Raw genomic sequence first — 22669 nt, 5'->3', positions numbered from 1 at the left:
GCTTAATAGCTTAATGAGTTGTTAAGAGTTATTAACGGATTGAAAGGTGTAGCGTAGGCCTTGAACAAGAAATTAATAGTGTGTTAGTTAGGTAGGATTGAATGTGTCTTTGAAAAAAGCAATATTGAGGTTGTTTTTTCTTTAAAACAAGTGGTATTACCTCAAAAAGAAATTCTATATTTGCAGCCCCTTAATAGGGAAGATTTAAAATGAATTAATAACAAGGGTCGGGCACCCTACAAATTAATGTGATATGCCAGTTAAAATTAGATTACAGAGACACGGTAAAAAAGGAAAACCATTTTATTGGATCGTTGCAGCAGATGTACGTTCAAAGAGAGATGGGAAATTCTTGGAAAAATTAGGAATCTACAATCCTAATACCAATCCTGCTACTATTGAATTAAATGTTGATAGTTCAGTGCAGTGGTTACAGAATGGTGCACAGCCAACAGATACCGCTAAAGCAATTCTTTCTTACAGAGGTGTTCTTTTAAAGCATCACTTATTAGGTGGTGTACGTAAAGGTGCCTTAACCGAAGAGCAAGCAGAAGAAAAATTTACGGCTTGGTTGGAAGAAAAAGAAGGTAAGATTGCAGCTAAGGTTGGTGGTTTAGATAAAGAGAAAGCTGATGCTAAAGCTGCTGCTTTAAAAGCAGAGAAAGAAGTAAATGAGAAGCGTGCTGCTGAAGCTGCCGCTGCTGCATTGCCAGAAGCTCCTGAAGGTGAGGATGCAACTGCTGAGGTTGAAGCGGTTGAAGAAGCTCCATCTGTAGAGGCGGAAGCATCTAAAGAAGAAGAATAAATAAATTAGGAACGAATGCGTAAGGAAGATTGTTTCTACCTCGGTAAAATCGTTTCTAAATATAGCTTTAAGGGTGAGGTGCTAGTTAAACTAGATGCCGATGAACCCGAAATTTACGAAAATATGGAATCAGTGTTTGTCTTGATGAAAGGCGATATACTGGTTCCATTTTTTATTGATAGATGTCGTCTGCATAAATCCGCGCTATTAAGAATCGATTTTGAAGAGGTGAAGGATGAAGCCGCTGCTAATCGTATTATGGGCCATCAGCTTTATTTACCTTTATCGGCCTTGCCTAAATTGGAAGGTGATAAGTTCTATTTTCATGAAGTCATTGGTTTTGATGTGTTGGATGATGTTCACGGTAATATTGGAAAAATTACTGGAGTAAATGATACTACGTCTCAAGCAATTTTTGAAATAGAAAAAGATGGAAAAGAGATTTTAGTGCCTATCATTGATGAAATCCTGAAAAAAGTTGATCGCGAAAACAAAGCGATTCACGTAAGAACTCCAGAGGGTCTTGTGGACCTGTATTTAGGGTAAACCAAACTTTACTGGTCAAGTCTACCCCAGTATATTTAATTCAGACTATTTTAAGGCTTTCTCACAGAAAGAAATACATTTTTGAACTTCTGCTATTGCATTAGATCCAGCAGGAACATCATATTCTAGTTCAACAGTTCCGGGAAAGTTATATTTGTTATCTCTCATAAGTTGTAAAGCTCCGGCAAGTGGAGTGTCTCCATTTCCCCAAACCAAATTGCCTTTGCCATTTGCAGGCGTTTGTCTGTCTTTTAGATGCATGCTTTTGATGTGCTCATGCTTGTTTTTAATAATGTCTAAAGGAGCAGAATTGCCCGCAGCTACAAAATGACCTAAGTCTAAGTTTAAAGCGTTATAATTAGATTGCTCTAAAGCCGTATCCCATAGGGTGGGAGTTTGTTGTTCGTGACCGTGGTAAGCCACATAAATTCCATGTTTTTTGGCAAATTTCCCTAACCTAAGCGTGGTAGCATCATTACTAGGATGTTCTACGGTAACATGGCTAGCACCAAGTACTTTTGCTGTTTTCATTCCCCATTCTATATCCGCATCTGAATTCTTTTTACCGAAGGTATCTCTTGGTTTGAAGGCATAAATGTCAACACCCGCATCATTATACATTTTGCGGAATTTCTCAAACTTTTTCATGTCTGCCGTCTTCCGCCACTTTGTAACTTGTTTTTTATATGCTGATTGTTCGGTTTGTATTTCTGCAAGTTCTTTGGCTTCGTCATCGGTAATGCTTCCACTACGTTTCTTTTTCATCAATCCAAAAAATACGGTTCTATCCAATTTGTTTTCAGGTCTTCCTGCAAAAGTTTCAGCTGGGTCTCCAATTAGCTCAATGGCATTTACCCCGCAATCTAGAATGTATTGAAGAGTGGCTTCAGCACTTTGATCTTCCATACTTCTAAACGAATAGGTAATAACACCTATTTGTACGCCGTTAAATTTGGAGTTAGGTTTGTTATAATGTTTTAGGATGGAAGGAGCACCAAAAAGAGATGGAGTTATTAGGGTTGAGCCTGCTGCTAGGGTAAGGGTATTCCTTAAGAATTTACGCCTTCCGGATTTTGAGTTATTTTGCATTTGAATGAGTCTTTGGTTTAAGTTGTAAGTGTATTTTAAGGAGTTACCCAAATCTCTAGAAAATTAACTATTCTAAATATTCAGGACAAGTTTTGTACAAATAAATACAAAATATTGCATAGTGTGTAATTTCTTAGATTTAGGTGTTGAGATTACTGCGAAGGTAACCTTGTTTTTATTTAGGATAAGAAGAAAATAATGTTGAAGAGTGCAGTCCATTAAATGCTTTCCATATCTTAACTTTACACAGTGTATTTTCTATTTATTCAGCATATTCCGATTTTTAATCAAAAGCTATTTTCTGAATTCAATATAGAAACGCAAATTCAAAAAAAATAAAAATAAGTTAAGTTTGATGAAACCATTCCAATTCAAACAATTCCAGATAAATCAAGACCGTTGTGCCATGAAAGTTGGTACAGATGGGGTGTTGTTGGGTGCTTGGGCATCTGTAGATGACAATCCTGAATCTATTTTGGATATTGGGGCTGGAACTGGTTTAATTGCCTTGATGATGGCACAACGTAGTATGGCAGATACTATAGATGCCTTGGAAATTGATGATGATGCTTATGAACAATGTGTTTCCAATTTTGAAGCTTCGGATTGGGGAGACCGGCTTTTTTGCTATCATGCCGGTCTTGATGAGTTTGTTGAAGAATGGGAAGACCCTTATGATTTAATAGTTTCTAACCCCCCTTTTTATTCTGAAGAAGTTTCTAGTGGAGATTTATCACGGGATAAAGCCAGGCAAAATCAATCACTGCCCTTTAATGAGTTGCTGGAAGGTGTTTCAAAGCTAATGGCTCCAAAAGGTTCTTTTGCAACCATTATTCCTTTTAAAGAAGAAGTAAGGTTTATAGAATATGCAGCTTTTTTTAAGTTATATCCCAAGCGGATTACCCGTGTAAAGGGCAATTTAAATTCAGAAGTTAAGCGTAGTTTATTGGAGTTTGGTTTTGTAGAAGTTGAGATTAAAACTAATGTACTTACCATTGAAATAACGAGACACGAATACACGGATGCCTATGTTGCATTGACGAAGGATTTTTATTTAAAAATGTAACAATTAGTTCGCATAATGTTACGTTTCATCTGTATATTTGATTAAAATTGACTTTATGAAACCTGATTTGTTCGAAGCACCAGACTATTACAATCTTGATGATCTTCTTTCCGAAGAGCATAAACTGGTACGCGATGCTGCACGCCAATGGGTCAAAAGGGATGTCTCTCCCATAATTGAGGAGTACGCCCAAAAAGCTGAATTTCCAAAGCAAATTTTAGAAGGGTTAGCAGAAATTGGAGCCTTTGGTCCTTATATTCCTGAAGAATACGGTGGTGCAGGGTTAGATCAAATAAGCTACGGTCTTATAATGCAAGAAATTGAACGTGGTGACAGTGGTGTGCGTTCAACGGCTTCCGTTCAATCATCTTTGGTGATGTATCCTATCTATACCTACGGTAGCGAAGAACAAAGAAAGAAATATTTACCCAAATTGGCTTCAGGTGAAATGATGGGCTGTTTCGGACTTACGGAACCTAACCATGGTTCAAACCCTAGTGGAATGGAGACTAAGTTTAAGGATATGGGAAATCATTATCTTTTAAACGGCGCTAAACTGTGGATTTCTAATTCGCCATTTGCTGATATTGCTGTGGTGTGGGCAAAAAATGAAGAAGGTCGTATTCATGGTCTTATTGTGGAAAGGGGAATGGAAGGATTTACTACGCCAGAAACTCATAATAAGTGGTCTTTACGTGCATCCGCTACGGGTGAATTGATATTCGATAATGTAAAAGTGCCCAAAGAGAATCTACTACCAAACAAGTCTGGGCTAGGTGCGCCGCTTGGTTGTCTGGATTCTGCTCGTTATGGAATTGCATGGGGTGCTATTGGCGCAGCTATGGATTGTTATGATACCGCGCTAAGATATGCAAAAGAGCGCGTGCAATTTGGCAAACCCATTGCAGCGACCCAATTACAGCAGAAGAAACTTGCTGAGATGATTACGGAAATCACGAAGGCTCAACTATTGGCTTTTCGTCTAGGACAATTGAAAAACGAGGGTAGGGCAACAACGGCTCAGATTTCTATGGCAAAACGAAATAATGTGGATATGGCCATTAAAATAGCCAGAGAGGCCAGACAGGTTTTAGGTGGTATGGGTATTACCGGTGAATATAGTATAATGCGCCATATGATGAATCTTGAGAGTGTAATAACTTATGAGGGTACCCATGATATCCACTTGTTGATTACCGGAATGGATATTACCGGGCATTCCGCATTTAAATAGTAAAGCCTTACTTTTAAATCGTAATCAATATTACACGTTGTTATGCGATATTATTTTTTGTTATTTGTCCTTCTAATTTTTTCTTGTAAGACTGAACAGGATAAAAAGACGGTTAACTCAGTAAGTTCGGCTCAAGAAACCGTAGAGGAAAGTGAAGATTTTGAAACTCTTGGAGATTTACTTGGCCCACTATTTGCTGATGTTCAACTTGCACATATTTTCCCCGACAGTAAAACTTTTGTTGATTGTATGGCCAAAAGGCCATATAGCGAAATTAAACTGGCCTATGAACAAAAGAAAAATCAAACAAATTTTGATTTGAAAACCTTTGTACTTGATAATTTTGAGTTGCCAGATATGATAAGCTCAGATTTTAAGACAGATACGAGTAAATCTGCAGAAGAGCATGTTATATCCTTATGGCCAGTATTAAAAAGGGTTTTAGACGCTAAAAATGAGGGCAGCACACTTATTCCTTTGCCTCAACCTTATATTGTACCGGGTGGGCGTTTCAGAGAAATTTACTACTGGGATAGTTATTTCACGATGTTGGGACTAGCAGAAAGTGGAGAGTTTGAGCTAATTGATGATATGCTTGAAAATTTCGCGCATCTTATTGAAACAGTAGGTCATATTCCTAATGGAAATAGAACTTATTATATTACAAGATCACAACCACCTTTCTTCTCTCAGATGGTTGCGTTATTAGCGGAAAAGCAGGGAGATTCTGTATATACAAAGTACAGAGAAGCGCTAAGAAAAGAGTATGATTTTTGGATGGATGGCAAGCATGCTGTCAATACCCCTGTTTTTCATTGCGTTGCTACTTCCTACGGAATAATGAACCGGTATTTTGATCGTGGTGTTTCACCTCGTGAAGAGTCTTATCGTGAAGACTACAACCAGGTTCAAAAAGTAAGCGGTGGCGAAAAAATGTATAGTGATCTGCGTTCCGGAGCGGAATCTGGTTGGGATTATTCTTCCCGGTGGTTTGCAGATGGTAGATCAATTGAAACCATTATAACTACAGATATCATTCCTGTTGACCTCAATTCATTACTTTACGGTTTGGAAGCGGTTTTGCTTAGATGCTACCCCGAAGATAAAATGTTTAGGAAAACCTTAGAAAATAGTATGATTGGCCGAAAGAAATTTCTAAATGAAGTTTGCTGGAATGCTTCCGATGGAATTTATGAAGATTTCAATTGGCTGAAGCAAAAGCAAACAGGAGAGCCTTCTCTGGCAATGACCTTTCCTTTGTTTTTCAATATGGCATCTCAACAACAAGCAGATAATATTGCGGAATACATAGAAAATCACTTTTTGAAACCCGGTGGTGTTGTTACTACTTTAAAAAATACAGGTGAGCAGTGGGATGCTCCTAACGGTTGGGCACCATTGCAATGGATGACTATTATTGGCCTGGAGAATTATGGTCACGAAGAACTCGCAAATATCATAGCTCAACGTTGGGTGAAACTCAATGAAAAAGTATATGCCAATACAGGAAAATTCGTTGAAAAATACAATGTGGAGGATATGACATTAAATGCAGGTGGTGGTGAATACCCGGTGCAAGATGGATTTGGATGGAGTAATGGGGTTTATCTGGCATTAAAAGCGAGAACCAACAAGAACAAATAGGTCATACAGGTATGTACCATTAATGCTTATTGCTCAACAAGCATAAATTCTTATTCCCTTCAATATTTAAAGCACTACTTTTTTACAACGGCTAATCATCTATCTTTAAGTGTTACACTTCAATTTTTTAGCCCAAAAATCGATAAAATGCGTTTTCACAACAGAAATTGGCTAGTTCACATCATTTTTTTTTAAAATGAACATTGCTGCCGTAAGTTTACAGTGTTAATCAAACAGAAATAAAATTTTTCATTTTCATATAGTGTTCTCGTAAAAGAGTCTTGTCGAAACCGATAAGACTCTTTTTAGTTTATACCAGATCCTCTTTAGCTGCTATTCCTAGAACTCAAAAGTCAGGTCTATACTAATTGGTTCATCGTCATTACCGAAGTAATTTTCTGAATTGCCTTGTGGGCCCATTTTATCTCCTTCTTGGAATTTTGTGCCAATAGCCGGAATGTTTTTTACAAATGAGATGTCCCCCTTGGGAAAGTCTACCGAAACTCTATGGTTAGGGTCTTCTTTTGGTTGCTGAGGTGTCAACATACGCAAGAAGGTGTTTTCTGAATTGCAATACACATTGAATCCGTTATTGTTTTTCCCTTTTACTTTCACCCAATATAAACTTGAATAGAAACCTTTGAACTCAGGATACACAAAGCCGGATTCTCCAGTAACTGTATTATTGTAATCGTTTTCCCAGACCTTTAATTTGGTGCCTTTCATTCTATTGCGCCAGACACGGTATGGACCATCACCTAACCATTTCATTCCGGAAACTTCAGATTCAGGAAAAGAGAAAGTAATCCCTTTTATACCTTTCACTATTTTTTTTCCTTTGATTTCTACGTTGAGGTTCAGTAATCCATCTGAATAAATAGTCCATTTTATAATATCTGAACTGTATTCCTTATGACTTGCCCAGTTAGGTGATTTGTCCGAAGCCTCAAATACGGTTACAATTTCAATCCTATCTTTTAAAGTATATATGTTTTGTGATTCGATTTTGTCTTTATGGTCAAATATTATTGGGCCGTTGTTTAAAGGAATAATTTTTCCGTCTTTCTTAACTTCGTTCAGTAGGGCGGTTTTTTCTGAAAATTTATAGTGAAATCCATTCGCGTTGACCACTATAGAACCATTTATAGCTTCCGTGGTTATACCACTTTTTTTAGTGGTTGATATATTTTTTTTATTTACTTCTTTAGGAGTGTTTATAGGATAGCTCCAAGTAAAAATTTCCTGGTTTAGCGGATCGGTTGCTGTAATGTATAATACGTCGGCTACTATCCAGTTTTCTGGTCTAGTAACTAAGAACTCTCCTTTTTTGCTTGGTTCTAAATCCGGTAATTCAATATTTTGTTCTGAAATAGTTTTTGCTTTGTTACTTCCGTTAGGACCTTCAAAGACAACCCATTTCGCGGTCATTTTACACTGATTCAAATTGGTAAAGTGAAATCTGTTTTCAATTCTGAAAATCCCGTTGAAATCTGACTTGATGTAACGGTCTTCAATGTAAATAGGCGACCATACCTCTTTAATTGTAAAATAACTAGCTTCTTTTTCTCCATAAGGGCCTACAATACCATCTGCGGCATGGTTTCCATCGGTATCTAAGATGTTGTTTTTATCTGTACGAACAACAGCTTCATCTGCAAAATCCCATAAAAATCCGCCTGCGGCTAACGGCATATTCCACATTTGTTTCCAATAATCATCTAGACCAGCGCCATGGCCACCGTCATAAAGGCCATGTAGAAACTCTGTTGGAAAATAAATTTTGTCCTTGGCATAGGTATCATATGCAAAAATATGATAGCTGGGGTAGTGCATAGTATTGGTTTTCCTGAAAATGTTCCAAGGGTGAATCACCTCGCGTTTCTGAATGTCCCACTTTGCATAATCATCATCTAGCTCTCTGTTCCATCCTGTTTCATTACCGTTGGCCCAAAGAAGAATAGAAGGATGGTTTACATCACGAACCACGGTTTCTTCCACTATTTTACGGCCTACTTTAGTATCTAAATGCGGAGAGTGCCAGGTGCATACTTCGTCTATTACAAAAAGACCTAAAGAATCTGCAGCATTTAAGAAATGAGCGTCTGGCGGATAGTGAGACATACGAACAGCATTCATGTTCATATCCTTCATCATTTTAATATGTTCTATACTGAGTTCTTTTGATGTAGTACGACCGGAACTAGGGTAAAATGAATGCCTGTTTACACCTTTAAATTTGATGCGTTGCCCATTAACAAAAATACCATCTCCTTCTAAAACTTCTACTGTTCTAAAACCAATACGTTCAGAAATTTGATGAATAATCTCTCTCTTTTTATTCAGAAGTGCTACATTTAGAAAATACAGTTCAGGTGATTCTGGATTCCATGATTTTATATCATCCGCCTTTGTAGAAATATGCCACTTTCCCTTTTCTTTAGATATATTAACAACGGGTAAATCCTGTATTTTCTTTTGGTTGATATCTGATAATGATAACTGTAGCGATGCTGCTTTTTTGGATGTAGTATAAATATCAGCTTCCAACTCACCGCTGGCTTTGGCATTGATTGCTACACGTTCAATATTGTCCTTAGGATAGGCCTGTAAATATACTGGTCGGAATATTCCTCCGAAAATCCAGAAATCTGCTTGACGTTCTGCATGGTTAATAGAGGTGTTGGCCGAAGCTTTGTTAACTTTAACTTCCAGTAGGTTCTTTTCGCCATACTTCAGTAGTTTGCTTATGTCATATTTGAATTCATAGAAAGCGCCTTGGTGAATTTCTCCCGCTAGTTTTCCGTTTATTTTCACTTCGGCATCAGTCATGACCCCTTCAAATACAATTTTCACTTCTTTGTTATTCCATTCTTTTGAAACATTAAACTCATATTTATAGAGTCCGTATTCGTTCTTCCGAATTGCAAAATCATCTTTGCCATAATTATAATTTCCAAAGCCTTGTAATTCCCAACAGGAAGGAACGCCAATTGTCGTCCATTTACCACTGTTCATTCCATCGGAACAAAAGAAATCCCAGTCTACCATGTCATCTTTCCCGGTGCCGGAGAGATATACTTTTTCAGTTGCAGTAAACGTTGTTTCCTGCTGCATAGCATTTGCTCCAAATACACAAAGTAGACATAGGATTAGGGCAATACTTATTTTACGGATACTCATGGGTAGATAGTTTAGTGGTTATAGTTTAATACCTTTTGGTTTATTGTGTACGTTTTATACAAATGGATAATTTGGAAAAGCAATAGGTATTAAATCATCAAAACAAATGTATAATATACGCTTTATTCTTAGTACTTTAACCCTTCTTTAACGGTAGCTATAACGGTTAAAGTAGTCTTAGAATCAATTATCCAACTCTATTTTACATGGAATTGACAGAAAGCATTGAACAAGAAATCGTTTCTAAAATAAAGGAGAGTGACACCTTTAAGAATGCACCTACAAGTAGAGGTCTGCTGCAATACCTCTACGATGCAACAAGAAAGGGTGCGCACTTAAAAGAAGCAGTTATTGAGCTGGAATTCTTTAAAAGCAATCAGACCGATGACAAGAACAATCCCAGAGTTAGAGTAAATATTTACAACCTTAGAAAAAAATTGACAACGTATTACGAAACGGAGGGTAGTGCGGATGGATGGCATCTAAAAATAGATAAGGGACAATATAAAGTCCGCTTTGTAGAAAAGAAAGCCCCTGTTGTAAAGCAAAAAACTATAAACTGGTCACGAATTATACCGTACATACTTTTATTTATAGCAATAGTAACATTGGTGATTACTAATCTTCCTTCAAGTACACCTCCTTTATGGAGTTCCTTTTTGAATTCAGGAAAATCTACAAACCTAATTCTTGGGGACCATTTTGGAGCTATGGGCCAAACGATATCCGGAGGCAAAGGGTGGACTAGGGACTTTGAGATAAACACGGTAAACGAATTTTATGATTGGTTGGATGCAAAACCCGAATTAAAAGGAGTGTTACAACCTTCAAAATATAGTTACACTACCCGGATGGCCGCAATGGCCACCCAAAGACTGCAACAGTTCTTTCAAGAACACAATAGTAAGTTTTCAATTCGGTTTTCTACACAAACCACTTTGCCAGAAATTAAGGAAGGCAATGCTATCTATGCGGGGCCAGTGAAAAATGAGAATCAATTTATCCGCTTTTTTAATGAGGCAAATCCTCATTTTAACTTAACCGCAAGAACTTTGAAACTTTCAAATCACCCTATCTTAAAGGACACGCTACTTACTTTTGGAGGTTCGAGGGTAGATCAAGAATATGCCATCGTATCCAAGTATCCAAGTATTGGTAATTCGGATCATTTTGTATTCTTTTCGCAGCACGATATTGGTGTAAGTGCAACGGTTGAATATTTCACGAACAAGGATAGCCTTCAGAAGTTTGAAAACGAACATCTAAAGGGTAAAAAGTATTTCACCGCACTATTTAAAGTAAAAGGACAGCATAGGGTCAACACTGATTTAAACCTTGAAATGGTAGTCGGCTTTTAGAAGCTTTCCATTATTTACCCATTGCACGTATGATTTTCTCCATTTCAACCTTGGAAGGTCGAGGCCGCTTTCTGAACGAATTTGATTTTCCCGTTTCACGGTCAAACTCATCTGGTGTTCTAAAATTAGGTATACTATCTTTTGATGTTTTGCGAATGGTATTCAGTGCAGCACGTAGTTCCTTCAGCGTTTGCTCATGTGAAGGGTCGCTTGCAAGGTTTTTAAGCTCGTAAGGGTCATTGACAATATCATACAATTCTTCTTCTTGTCTAGGCGTGATAAAACAAGCCATTTGGGCTTCGTTCAGTTCCCCTTTTTTCTTTAACTCCTGCATAGACTTAAAGGTGCCGCCAATAAACGCATCCGCCGAAGGTGTATTTGGCAAATCCGTATAAAAATTGCGAATGTATTTGAATTCTTCGGTACGAACGGCTCTGGTGTAATCTTCATAATCATGCCAATGGTCTTCTGCATATATGTAATCTCTTGTTTTTGATTTTGTATCGGCTAACAAGGGAGAAAAGTCTTCGCCTTCAAAACTGGATAAGGCCTCTAAGCCTGCTAGTTTTAAGAAAGTAGTTGCAATATCTATGGAACTTACCAAGTTTGTGTTAACCGAATTTGCAGCAACTTTTTTTGGCCATTTTACTATCCAAGGTGTTTTAATACCTCCATCATAGAGAGTAGTCTTATCTCGCGGAAAAGGCCTACCGTTATCGCTAATGAAAAGTATCATAGTATTTTCAGAAACCCCTTGTTTGTCCAATTCAGCTACTACTTTGCCAACATAATTGTCAAGACGGGTAATTTCATTGTAATAATGTGTGAAATCCTCACGCACTTCTTTGGTATCAGGAAAATAAGGAGGAAGTATTACATCTTCTAAAGCATGAGGGTTTTCTATAATATCTTCTGTGTAAGGTCTGTGCGGATCAACTGCTGCCAACCATAAAAAGAAAGGTTTGTTCTCTGGTCTTTGTTTGAGTACAGGTATCCATTCTTCGCAACCACTACCATCACCCATTTGTTTTGTTTTTTCGCCTGTAGGCGATAATTGAAAACCATGTGTTCCCACATCTTTTACAAGGTCAAAACGGGTTTTAATGGAATCTCCTAAATGCCATTTTCCTGCTTGTGCCGTCCAGTAGCCAGACTTTTTCAATTCCTCAACAAAAGTTATCTTGCTTGCCGGTAAAGGCCAATGCAACTGCTCTGCATCCGTATTATGAGGATATAGGCCGGTTATAATGCTCGTCCTACTTGGGCTGCATGAGCTTGCCGTTAAGAATGCATTGTCAAAACGCATACCGTCTGCAGCCAATTGGTCTATATTAGGAGTTTTGATGTTTGGATGCCCATAGGCGCCGCTATCGTCCCAGGCCATATCATCGGCAATTATAAAAACTATGTTAGGGCGTTCTTCGGTAACTTTTGTTTCTTCTTTTTTCTTCTCTGCACAAGAGCAAACAAATAGAAGGGATATTAGGACTAAATGTAACGTGTGGTTTTTGAACATGGCAGTTTATTTGGAATAGGGTCTTAGGTTAACTCTCAAAAGGTAATCATCTGCAGTAATGAATAAGTATCTTCCATTATCGCTGAATTCACAATTACCGGTATTTTTATCGGTTCTTATGGTTCCTAGATGTTTGCCTGCTGGAGAAATAACTAAAACGCCATCAGGACCAGCTAAGAAAATGTTTCCCTTCTCATCAATCTTCATTCCATCAGGAGATTGCTTGCTGATGCTTGCTTTATGCAGCTTAGTGGCATCAAAAAATAGTCTTTTGTTGGATACCTTCCCATTCCCAACAATGTCGTATGCTAAGATTTTAGGTTGTTCCTTAAAAGAATCGGCAACATATAAAGTCTTATTGTCATTGGATACGGCAATACCGTTAGGGGCCTTTATGGAGTCATCTAAAAGAACCAATTCTTTATTTTTCCCATAGAAATAAACACCATTGAAACCAATATCACTTTTGGCATCACCTAAACCGAAAGATGGGTCCGTGAAATATAAATTACCGTTTTTGTCATAATCCATATCATTAGGTGAATTGAACTTTTTGCCATTAAAATTAGTAATTACAGGTTCAAATTTAGGGTGATGCGAATCTTTTAAGCTTGTAAGTTTACTAATTCTGCGGTCGCCTACTTGGCATAGTACTAATTCCCCTTCTGGGTTAAGAATAAGTCCGTTTGAACCTTTGCCGTTACTTCCCTTTTCGATGCCGGTATCTCCGGAAGGAGCCATATATAGACTTAATCCGTCTAAATTGTCCCATTCATAGATTTTGTTTTCCGGAACATCGGAAAAGATAAGTTTCTGCTCTTTTGGTAGCCATACAGGACCTTCGGACCAATTAAATCCTTCGGCAACCAATTCTATACGGGCATGTTTTGAAACTAGAGAATCAAATTCAGGAGCCAAACGCTCAACCCATCCATATGTTGGATATTTCCTTAGAGAATCCAATACGACTTTAAATTTTGATTTCAATTGCTTGAGCTCTGGGCTTAGCTTAGTTTCTGGTAGAGAGTCCTTTTCTAAAACATCATTTTTAGTATCATAAAACCTGCCGTCACCATATAACTTATAGTTTTCGTTTAGAACGAACTCCGCTGGCGCAAATTGCTTTTTGTCCCAACCTGGTTTAGGGTCATAGCTCATAAATACCCAATCCCTGCGTTCAACAGGTTCTCCTTTTAAGACCGGTAAAAAGCTTTCGCCATCTGGTTGAAAACTAGTTGGAGAAGGGGTGTTTGTAGCTTCCAAAATGGTTGGCATAAAATCTATAGCATCAATAAATTCGTTTGATGTAGTACCGGCTTTTATATGATTGGGCCAGTTGGCAATAAACGGAACTTTAATGCCAGCTTCTGTGGTTAATCCTTTACCTCCTTGAACCGTGCGATCTCCCATCTTGGAAAAGATGGTTTGGTGCGTGCCATTATCGGAATATAACATGAGAAGGGTGTCTTCACGAAGCCCTTTCTTCTCAAGATTATAAACAATGTCACCAATAATTTTATCTAGATACTCCACCATATCTTTAAAATAGGTAGTATCCTCGTCCAATCTTTTTTCAGGATATTTCCAGTCTTTGCTTTCGGGCGTAGGGTTGAAAGGACCGTGTGTCAAAGCCATAGGGTAATACACAAAAAATGGTTTATCCGCCTGGCGGGCAACAAAATCGTTTAAATATTCCGAAAAAATATCAGGACCGTATTTACCGTCCGTTTCGGTTAGAAATTCCCCATTCTGATAAATGGTAGGGTTGGCAAAACGAGAGCCTTTATCTTCCGTATGAAAAGCATGGAACATACTGTATTCATCAAAACCAGCATCTTCTACTTTCATACCTATTCCTCTTCTGTGTTCACCTCCGGGATAACCGGGTGGGTCATAACTTTGTAGTTGCCATTTTCCTACCATACAGGTAGCATAACCAGCGTCTTGCATGATATGGCCAAATGTTTTTTGCTGTGGATTCAAAATTCCAAAGGCTTCCCAATTCCTAAAATTGTACTGTCCCGTCATAAGTTTTACTCTGGTAGGCGTACAAAGCGGTTGGGCATACGCTTGGTTGAACTGCATACCGGTTGCGGCAAGCTTGTCAATATTTGGTGTATGGTAAGAAGTTCCGCCGTAACTGCCAATTCCTTCATACCCTAAGTCATCTACCATAATTAGAATTACGTTGGGGCGTTTGTCCCCGTCATTTTTGTTGGCTTTTTGGGCGTAACACGCTAATGTTAGTAAGGAAAAGAAGAATACATACTGAAATCGGTTTTTCATTTTTTTAAGCTTTTGGTTCTTTTGGTTGATACGGTTTCTGAATAGCGTAGTTCTCCGGTTCTTCCATCGAAAAACTGAAAAATTACCTGCGGATGTTCATAGGCAACCCAACGTTTGTCACCTAATTTTTGAGGGTTATTGAATACATTGTTAAGCTGTACCACGCAATAGTGTGGGTATAGACGCTCTGGTCTAGGAATGTCATCTAGCACAAAGCTGGACCAGCGAATGTCCATTTCTCTTTTATCAAATTGATATAGACCCGATCTTGGACGGTCTCCTTCATCAGATAACCTGTGGTTGACCGAATTGTGAGGCCCTGAGCAGAACTCCCAAATTTGGTCGGTAATTTTCACTGCAAAACTATTGTGAAGATCGCCTGTAAGAACAAATACCGGTTGGTCTAAAGTTCCCCAGAAATCTATAAGTTTCTCGCGTTCATCAAGAAAAACGGTCCATGATTCATCTTTGTTACTGGCCATAGCATACCCACTGGCACCTACATGGGGAATCATAAAAGGTACTGATGAAAATAGGAATAAGAAATCAGCCTTACTATTTTTCATTTCCTCTTTTAACCATGCCAATTGGTCTTTGCCTAGCAAACTAAGTCCAGGTTTATCTCTGTTCTGAGTATCGTGCCATTGGCGGTTGGTCTTTGTGTCTAGAAGAAAAAAGTCACTGTTTCCTACCGTAAATTTAGAGTATGATTTTCTTGCGATGGAATAATTACCTGTGCCATTGGCAACCGCAGGTGGGTCAATGCGGATTTTATTTTTGTTGATGACTTCTACAATGTCATATACTTTTGAATTCGGGTTTCCAAAATGAAGGGAGTCCAAAACAATATCATCTACGCCTGCTGTTGGTGTTCCCCAATGCACATGTAGATTGTCCATTTCTGAAAAGTCTAGTTTAGTGAAATCCGCCTTTGAATCTACTAAAATATCAGAATCTTTTTTGAATTTTGCCTTTCCAAAATGGATATCTTGTTTAAAAGGAACAGGGTCTGCCCATCCTAAATAATCATACCAAGCGGCTGTGGCAATATCCCTAAAAACGGTTCTTCTGTCTCGTCTACCGGCAGTACCGGCACCCCAAATGTCATTAATAAGTTCGTGGTCATCAAAAGTGAAATAAGAAGGGACATTTCGGTGCCATTCCGCTAGATTATCGGCTTTGTCTAAATACGATTTATAATTTTCCCAAACCCCAACTACCGTGGGCGCATTGGTAACAAGGTCTGGCTGTTCTTTTTCTTTAATATTTTGAGTTTTGCGCCACTCGGAAGCAGGGTAGTCTCTTTTTTCCTCGTACAGCCAATCGCCATTCATAACCGCAAAGTTGATATCGTTTTTGACCTCGTCCAACATGGTAGTGTAGGTGGGTAGACTAGGACCAATGCCATTGGCCGGATTCTGACTTGCACAAGAACCAAACTCAAATTTAAAATTAAAGAGACCTTCAGGATTATATTTTTTATTGGCGTAGTCAGCTGCAGCAGGTAATGTTCTAAAACTACCTTCTTTGCTCTGCTTTCCGTTGATAGAAAGATGATAGGTGTACTTGGTATCAGGAGATAAATTGGTTAAGGTTACCCAACCTGTATTATCATCTGCTAAGAGGGTTTTGACCGGAATGTTTTTGAAGCTATCTGAACCTTCTTGTTTCTTGTATTGCACTTCAAACGTTCCTGGTGAAGCTGTTCTGCCCCAAACCCGAACCGAATTTTGGGTAACATGCCCAAGAATTGGTCCATGAGTAATATGGTTTATCTCCTGAGCAGTAAGGCAAAACGAGAAAAGTATAAAAAGTAAAGTAAATTTATAAGAGGTCATGGCTGGTTGGTTTATTATGAGATTCAGAATTATTTAAATGGGAACAGCTCTGATGCCTCACTCTCACTTTCCATGATTTGCTTCATTTCATCAACTATTTCTGGGTGTTGGTTGGCTACGTTTTTAGTTTCCGATTCATCATCAGCTAAGTTGTAAAGCATAAATATACCTTGTGGTTTTTTATTGAAGTTATAAATAACTCCTTTCCAATCTCCTTTACGTACGGCTTTTCGACCTTGCTGAATTGGAAATTCCCAATACAGGTGGTCATGTTCTTTTTGATTGTCTTTGTCCAAAAGAGTAGGTAAAAATGAGATACCATCACTACTGGCGGGAACATCTACCTTAGTGATTTCACCAAGCGTAGGCATAACATCCCAAAAAGCGGAAACGTGATCAGATGTTGTTCCGGCCTTAATTTTATTAGGCCATGTTACTATGAACGGAGAGCGTATACCGCCTTCGTACAGGTCTCTTTTAATTCCTCTTAAACCACCGGAACTATTAAAAAATGCTGGATCGGCACCGCCTTCTGCATGTGGTCCATTATCGCTTGCGAACATAACAATGGTGTTATCTGCAATACCAAGTTCCTCTAGTTTGTCTAAAATTTGGCCAACATATACATCCATACGATATACCATAGAAGCAAATGCGGCGTGTGGCTTAAGTTGTGGCGCGTATTCCATGTGAACAATATCAGGACCGTAATCTGATGTGAAATCGTTTTCTGCGGTAAAGGGAGTTTCATCGAATGAATCTTTAAACTTGTTGAAGATAGAATCATTGGGTGAAATTAACTCTGCATGAGGTAGTACAAAAGGTACGTAAGCAAAAAATGGCTTCTCTTTATTTTTTTCAATAAATTCTAATGTGGCTTCTTGGATTTTGTCTGGTGCATACGTTTCTGTTTTTGTCCAATCGTTGCCTTCCAATAGAATCTTATCTTCATTGTGCCATAAATGAGTTGGGTAATACCTGTGGGCCATACGCTGGCAGTTGTACCCATAAAACTCATCAAAACCTTGTGCTACGGGGTCTCCTTCGGAACCAATAAAACCTAATCCCCATTTCCCAAAAGCTCCTGTGGTATAGCCTGCTTTTTTCATCATTTCCGCTATGGTAACGGAATTGCCGGGTAAAGGCGTTTGCCCTTCGCCTTCAAGCTCTTTATTTCCTCTAATTGGTGTGTGACCGGTATGCTGTCCCGTCATGAGAGATGATCTTGCTGGCGCACAAACTGGTGCACCACTGTAGTGTTGGGTAAAGGTTATACCTCTTTTTGCCAATTCATCAATACGGGGCGTTTGAAACTTTTCCTGTCCATAGGAGCTTAGGTCGCCATAACCAAGGTCGTCGGCTAAAATATAGATGATATTGGGCTTCTGTTCTTTTTTTGCGTCGTTTTTGTTTACCGTTTTTGATTCTTCTTTGCAAGAGCCTAAAGATAAGAATAGGGTAATGACAAATAGAAATGAAAAGATAGATGTAAAGCGTAATTTCATAGTGGTGTTCTTTAATTTTAAAATCGATATGATCAATTTTTGGGTTTTACAACTACTTAAAATAAGTTGTATTGTTAGTCCAATATCCTACAAAGTAAAGCACTAGGCAATGTAGTTATTTTACCTCGTATAGTTTATGCCCTTGACCATATGTTGCATAGTTAAAGCAAATTGATCATAAGTTAGGCAGAATTTGTACTCCACAATACATTTCTTGTATTCTTATGTACACCTGTTCATTTACTTCAAATTATATTTATGCTTTGCTCGTATGAGCTATAATTCAATACTGGTTTCATGATGAATTGTCTGCGGAAGAATGTTTTTATGCTCTTGCTATTCTTTTTATGTTTCTTCTCAACACAGGGCCAATCTGGGGAAGGTATTTTGGGAAGAGTGGTTTCAGAAGAAACGGAGCCTCTGGAAGCAGTGGCGGTAGTGTTGTTGAGTGTGAAGGATTCTACTTATGTAGATTATACCGTTACAGATGTACATGGAGATTTCAAAATTACAGATGCGCAGAAGGGAGATTACATATTGAATATTTCTTCATTGGGTTATATCTCATTATACAAGAACATTTCGTACACGGGAGAAAAGCTGGATTTTGGAAACTTAACTCTTGTAGAAGATACATATGAATTGGAAGGGGTTACCTTAACTGCAGTTGTGCCAGTGCAGATAAAACAGGATACCATAGCATTCAATACCAACTCTTTTAAGGTAGACCCAGATGATAACCTGGAAGAATTATTGAATAAAATTCCGGGATTGGAAATTGATTCTGATGGCAAGGTAAATGCACAAGGCAACGAGGTCACCAAAATTATGATCGATGGTAAGGAATTCTTTGGAGGTGATCCATCTATTGTCCTTAAAAATTTATCTGCAGATGCCATATCCAACGTGGAAATTATAGATAAGAAAAGCGATGAATCTGAACTAACAGGCGTTGCTGATGGAAACAAAGAAGTGGTTATAAATTTTACTTTAAAAGAATCCAAAAAGAATAATGGTTTCGGAAAGGTGTCTGCAGGAGCTGGACTTGATAATAGATATTTTTGGAATCTCAACTATAATAAATTCACTTCAAAAACACAGTTTGCCATAATCGGTAAAACCAATAATATCAATATAACAGGGTCTAATATCCAAGATTTTTTAAAGAATGCAGATGGTGTTGATGGCGATGGTGATGAAGAAGAAGAACAGAACTCGGCCCAAAAAACAAAAAGCTTAAGCGGATTCTTAAATACAGGAGTGGCGGGAATAAATGTGGGTCATGAGTTTAAGGAGAAAAAATCGTTAAACGGAGATTATTTCTATAACCATTCTAAGAATGATGGTACTTCAGTATCCAAACGAATCACTTTTTCAAATGCCAATAACTTTGACTATGTGGCCGAAAATGAATATATAAATACAAAAGATAATCACAATGTAAATCTGGATTACAAGAATAAATCTAACCCAAACAACAGCCTTATTCTTAAAGGGCAGTTGATATCCGATGATATAAAAAGCTACTCTAATCGTATGGGGCGCTATTTTAAAGAGGAAGAACTCAGTACTAAAAATGATAACCTCTCTAATGTTGATAGGGATAGAAAACGCGCCAATTTGGGTATCAATTTTTATCAAAAACTAAGAAAGAAGGGCAGGAGCCTAGCTACGGGACTCAAAACTTCTTTTAATAGTTCTGCCATGAAAAACGACCAGAATACGTTAATAACCAGACGTGTAAATACGCCTAAGGAATCAATAAAAGAACTCAATACTATTCGTGATCAGAAACTGAATACTTCTATTGTAAATTTCAACTTCAAATATACCGAACCTCTTGGGGGCAATCATTACATGAAGATAGAGTCTTACATGAGCAATAAGGTAGATAGGGAAAATGTCTATCAGAATAAGACCACTATAAGTGCCAATAACAAAGAAGAGATTTTAGAATACGACTACGATCATAATGAAAATAATTATCAGACCCGTTTAGCACATAGTTATACTGCAGGAAAAATCAATACCTACGCAGCAATGGAGTTGCAAGATGTGATACGTTCATTTGGTGTGGTGAATGAGACGGCAGCAGTTACGGATCGGTTGTTCGTTAACCCCATGGCAACCGTGCAGTATATTCCTAAAAGAGGTCAGAAATATAGGTTTAATTATAAAAAGAACATCCGAAGACCACGCCCTATTGAGAGTTCTACGGTGGTTAACGATTTAAATCCTTTTTCTATCCGAAAAGGGAATCAGGACCTTGTAGCTGAAAAGATGGACGCACTTACCCTATCTGCCGTAATTCATGATTTCAAATCCTCGTTTAGCTTTAATACCCGGTTACAGTATCAATATTCAAAGGATGCGATTATTAAAAGTGTTGATGTAGATGATGATTATGTTAGAACGCTGAGCTATGAGAATAATGGCTACAAGCGTAGGTTGAACGCTTCTCTAGGTTTTAGCCAGAAAATAAAAAGGTTAGGTGTGCGCTACTCGTTCAAAAACCGAAACTTTTTTAATACGAACAATGCTATTATTAATTTTCAGCTGAATGAGGTTACTTCCAAGGATTTTTTGTTCAGTGCAACGTTAGAGAATAACAATAAAAGTCTTGTAGATTTAAAAGCTGGCGCTATGTATAGTGTGAATAACACCTCATTTTCTATTGAACGCGATTTAGATAGAAAATATACCAAACAACAATATTTCTCAATGTTGGATTGTGATTTAGGAAAGAAAGTGAACTTTAATACGCAGTTCGATTATTTTATTTACACGGATGATGCTTTTGCGTCTAATGAGAATATTCCGCTTTGGAACGCAACGGTTTCCTATTCTTTTTCAAAGCAAAAAAGCCATGTTTTAAAGTTATTGTTTATTGATTTATTGGATAAAAATATTGACATCTACAGACGTAGTACCACTAACTATTTTGAAGAAACTACTTCCGAAAGTCTGGGTCGTTACTTTATTGTTAGTTATATGCATAAACTAAACAGCAGACCAAGAAAAGGATAGCTAGGTATATTAACGAAAAAAGTCCCCAACACTATAAGTGCCAAGGACTTCTAAACAAACTAACTAACTAACATGACTAGATTAAACTTCTTATTTCAGGCTTTCTTTATATCCTTTAACGGCCTTTTTAAAACCTATTTCTTCACCTTCTAGCATTTTTTGGTATTCTTCCGGTCTTTCTTCTTTTAGCCATTTTAAAGCATCAACAGAAATAGCATGATCAGGGTGGTACTCAGAACTTACCGGCTTCATTTCTTCATCATACGCCAAGGTCTTATCGCGCATTTTTTGCAATACATCTACATACTTAGGGTTTTCTGCTAAGTTGTGTAATTCTTGTGGGTCGTTCTTAAGGTCATATAATTCTTCTTTATCCTTGTTAGGGGCAAAGAATAATTCTTGACTTTCATTAAGTTTTCCTTCTGCTTTTAGCGTACGCATTCTATGAACTGCAGGGCGGTAGAACTCTAAATAGGCCTGACGCGCATCATACGGAACTTCTGGCATATCATTACGGATGTATTTCCAATCACCAGAGGTAATAGCGCGGGATTTTTCTTCTATCTCGTCCCAAAGATCACGGGCTCCGTACACATAATCGCGTTTAAAATCCTTATCGAAAATCGGTTTTCCGGTCATGTATTCGGGAACTTTTATATCGGCATAATCTAATACCGTTGCCGTAATATCCGTGGCAGAAACTACATCTTTCCTAATTTGGCCTGCTTTTAAATCTTTTGGGTAATAAACGATAAGTGGAATGTGCAATCCTGGGTCTTGAAGATATCCTTTTCCACGAATATTGCACCGGCCGTTATCCCCAATAAAGATAACAACAGTATTGTCGGCCATTTCCTTATCTTCCAATTCTTGAAAAATCATTCCTACCTCATTGTCCAAAAATTCTATTTGGTCTAGATATTTCGCCCAGTCCAAACGAATTACTGGGTCATCGGCCATAAATTTAGGTAATTCTATATCTGCAGGGTTAACAGGGTGCTTTGAATTTTCTCGAACCTCGTCCCACCAATCACCTCTGTGACTTGCCACAAGTTGAATTTGGGCAAAAAATGGTTGGTCTTCTTTCTCAAACGTATCGTACTTGTCGAAAATCCCGAACTGTGTTTTTCCATCCCACGGACCTATAGGTTCATGTTTAAAATTAGCATCTATTTTACGACCTTTTCCCATTACGCCATGGTGTCCTAGAATAGTGGTGTAACCTGCCTCTCGTAGCCAATAAGTAAAAGGTTTGAACTGCGGGTCTAGAGGAACATCTCTATTGCTCCTATGATGATGTGCATTGATTTTTACCTGATGTGTACCTGTTAACATAGCAGAACGACTAGGTGAGCAAATAGGATTGGTTACAAAGCAGTTTTCGAATTTAACGCCTTCCTTTGCCATTTTATTCAGATTGGGAGTTTTTACACCTTTCATGCCGTAACACTCAAGATCAATACTCATGTCCTCTGCCATGAGCCAGATAATATTTGGCTTCTCTTGAGCGAAGGTCAAACAGGTAAAGATTATAAAAATACCAGTCGTTATTATTTTTTTCATTGCTTCCAATTT

14 protein-coding genes are annotated in these 22669 nt (G+C 38.0%); 7 read left to right on the top strand and 7 right to left on the bottom strand.

Annotated features, from left to right (window positions below):
* The first annotated feature begins 253 nt into the window (after positions 1–253).
* Positions 254–805 (top strand): 30S ribosomal protein S16, encoded by a 552-nt coding sequence (locus KO521_RS13965; protein WP_215940502.1) that lies wholly within the window; start codon positions 254–256, stop codon positions 803–805.
* 15 nt (positions 806–820) lie between these two features.
* The gene (rimM, locus tag KO521_RS13960; protein WP_215940501.1) at positions 821–1351 is read left to right on the top strand and encodes a ribosome maturation factor RimM; all 531 of its coding nucleotides are present in this window, start codon (positions 821–823) and stop codon (positions 1349–1351) included.
* Positions 1352–1396: 45 nt separating this feature from the next.
* Here rimM and KO521_RS13955 read toward each other — a convergent pair whose 3' ends face one another.
* The gene (locus KO521_RS13955; RefSeq protein WP_215940500.1) at positions 1397–2440 is read right to left on the bottom strand and encodes a sugar phosphate isomerase/epimerase family protein; all 1044 of its coding nucleotides are present in this window, start codon (positions 2438–2440) and stop codon (positions 1397–1399) included.
* A gap of 355 nt (positions 2441–2795) precedes the next feature.
* On the opposite strand from KO521_RS13955, the gene KO521_RS13950 reads away from it, so the two are divergent.
* Genes KO521_RS13950 through treF form a run of 3 tightly spaced genes read left to right on the top strand, consistent with a single transcriptional unit; the run spans position 2796 to position 6384 of the window.
* Positions 2796–3506 (top strand): tRNA1(Val) (adenine(37)-N6)-methyltransferase, encoded by a 711-nt coding sequence (locus tag KO521_RS13950; RefSeq protein ID WP_215940499.1) that lies wholly within the window; start codon positions 2796–2798, stop codon positions 3504–3506.
* Between the two features lie 55 nt (positions 3507–3561).
* Entirely contained in the window at positions 3562–4740 is a 1179-nt protein-coding gene (locus KO521_RS13945) for an acyl-CoA dehydrogenase family protein (RefSeq protein WP_215940498.1), read from the top strand.
* Between the two features lie 42 nt (positions 4741–4782).
* Positions 4783–6384: an alpha,alpha-trehalase TreF gene (gene treF, locus KO521_RS13940; RefSeq protein ID WP_215940497.1), complete on the top strand. Its 1602-nt coding sequence runs from the start codon at positions 4783–4785 to the stop codon at positions 6382–6384.
* A 339-nt stretch (positions 6385–6723) separates the two neighbouring features.
* Here treF and KO521_RS13935 read toward each other — a convergent pair whose 3' ends face one another.
* Entirely contained in the window at positions 6724–9564 is a 2841-nt protein-coding gene (locus tag KO521_RS13935; protein ID WP_252730070.1) for a glycoside hydrolase family 2 protein, read from the bottom strand.
* A 206-nt stretch (positions 9565–9770) separates the two neighbouring features.
* Here KO521_RS13935 and KO521_RS13930 point away from each other — a divergent pair, with 206 nt between their 5' ends.
* Positions 9771–10922 (top strand): hypothetical protein, encoded by a 1152-nt coding sequence (locus KO521_RS13930; protein ID WP_215940496.1) that lies wholly within the window; start codon positions 9771–9773, stop codon positions 10920–10922.
* A gap of 10 nt (positions 10923–10932) precedes the next feature.
* On the opposite strand, the gene KO521_RS13925 is transcribed toward KO521_RS13930, so the two are convergent.
* Genes KO521_RS13925 through KO521_RS13910 form a run of 4 tightly spaced genes read right to left on the bottom strand, consistent with a single transcriptional unit; the run spans position 10933 to position 18067 of the window.
* On the bottom strand, positions 10933–12438 hold the full coding sequence (locus KO521_RS13925) for a sulfatase family protein (protein ID WP_215940495.1): 1506 nt from the start codon (positions 12436–12438) through the stop codon (positions 10933–10935).
* A gap of 6 nt (positions 12439–12444) precedes the next feature.
* Positions 12445–14724 (bottom strand): sulfatase-like hydrolase/transferase, encoded by a 2280-nt coding sequence (locus KO521_RS13920; protein ID WP_215940494.1) that lies wholly within the window; start codon positions 14722–14724, stop codon positions 12445–12447.
* Positions 14721–16562: an alkaline phosphatase D family protein gene (locus KO521_RS13915; protein ID WP_215940493.1), complete on the bottom strand. Its 1842-nt coding sequence runs from the start codon at positions 16560–16562 to the stop codon at positions 14721–14723. The genes KO521_RS13920 and KO521_RS13915 overlap by 4 nt, the downstream gene beginning before the upstream one ends.
* 29 nt (positions 16563–16591) lie before the next feature.
* Positions 16592–18067, bottom strand: a complete 1476-nt coding sequence (locus tag KO521_RS13910) for an arylsulfatase (RefSeq protein ID WP_215940492.1) — start codon at positions 18065–18067, stop codon at positions 16592–16594.
* A gap of 297 nt (positions 18068–18364) precedes the next feature.
* Between KO521_RS13910 and KO521_RS13905 the strand changes: the two genes are divergently transcribed.
* Positions 18365–21094 (top strand): outer membrane beta-barrel protein, encoded by a 2730-nt coding sequence (locus KO521_RS13905; protein ID WP_215940491.1) that lies wholly within the window; start codon positions 18365–18367, stop codon positions 21092–21094.
* A 90-nt stretch (positions 21095–21184) separates the two neighbouring features.
* Here KO521_RS13905 and KO521_RS13900 read toward each other — a convergent pair whose 3' ends face one another.
* Positions 21185–22657, bottom strand: a complete 1473-nt coding sequence (locus tag KO521_RS13900; protein WP_215940490.1) for a sulfatase-like hydrolase/transferase — start codon at positions 22655–22657, stop codon at positions 21185–21187.
* Between the last annotated feature and the right edge of the window lie 12 nt (positions 22658–22669).

The organism is Zobellia uliginosa (assembly GCF_018860745.1).
Taxonomy (GTDB): Bacteria; Bacteroidota; Bacteroidia; order Flavobacteriales; family Flavobacteriaceae; genus Zobellia; species Zobellia uliginosa_B.
Note: the sequence above shows the minus strand (reverse complement) of the source record. Positions and strands in the feature narration are given on the sequence as shown.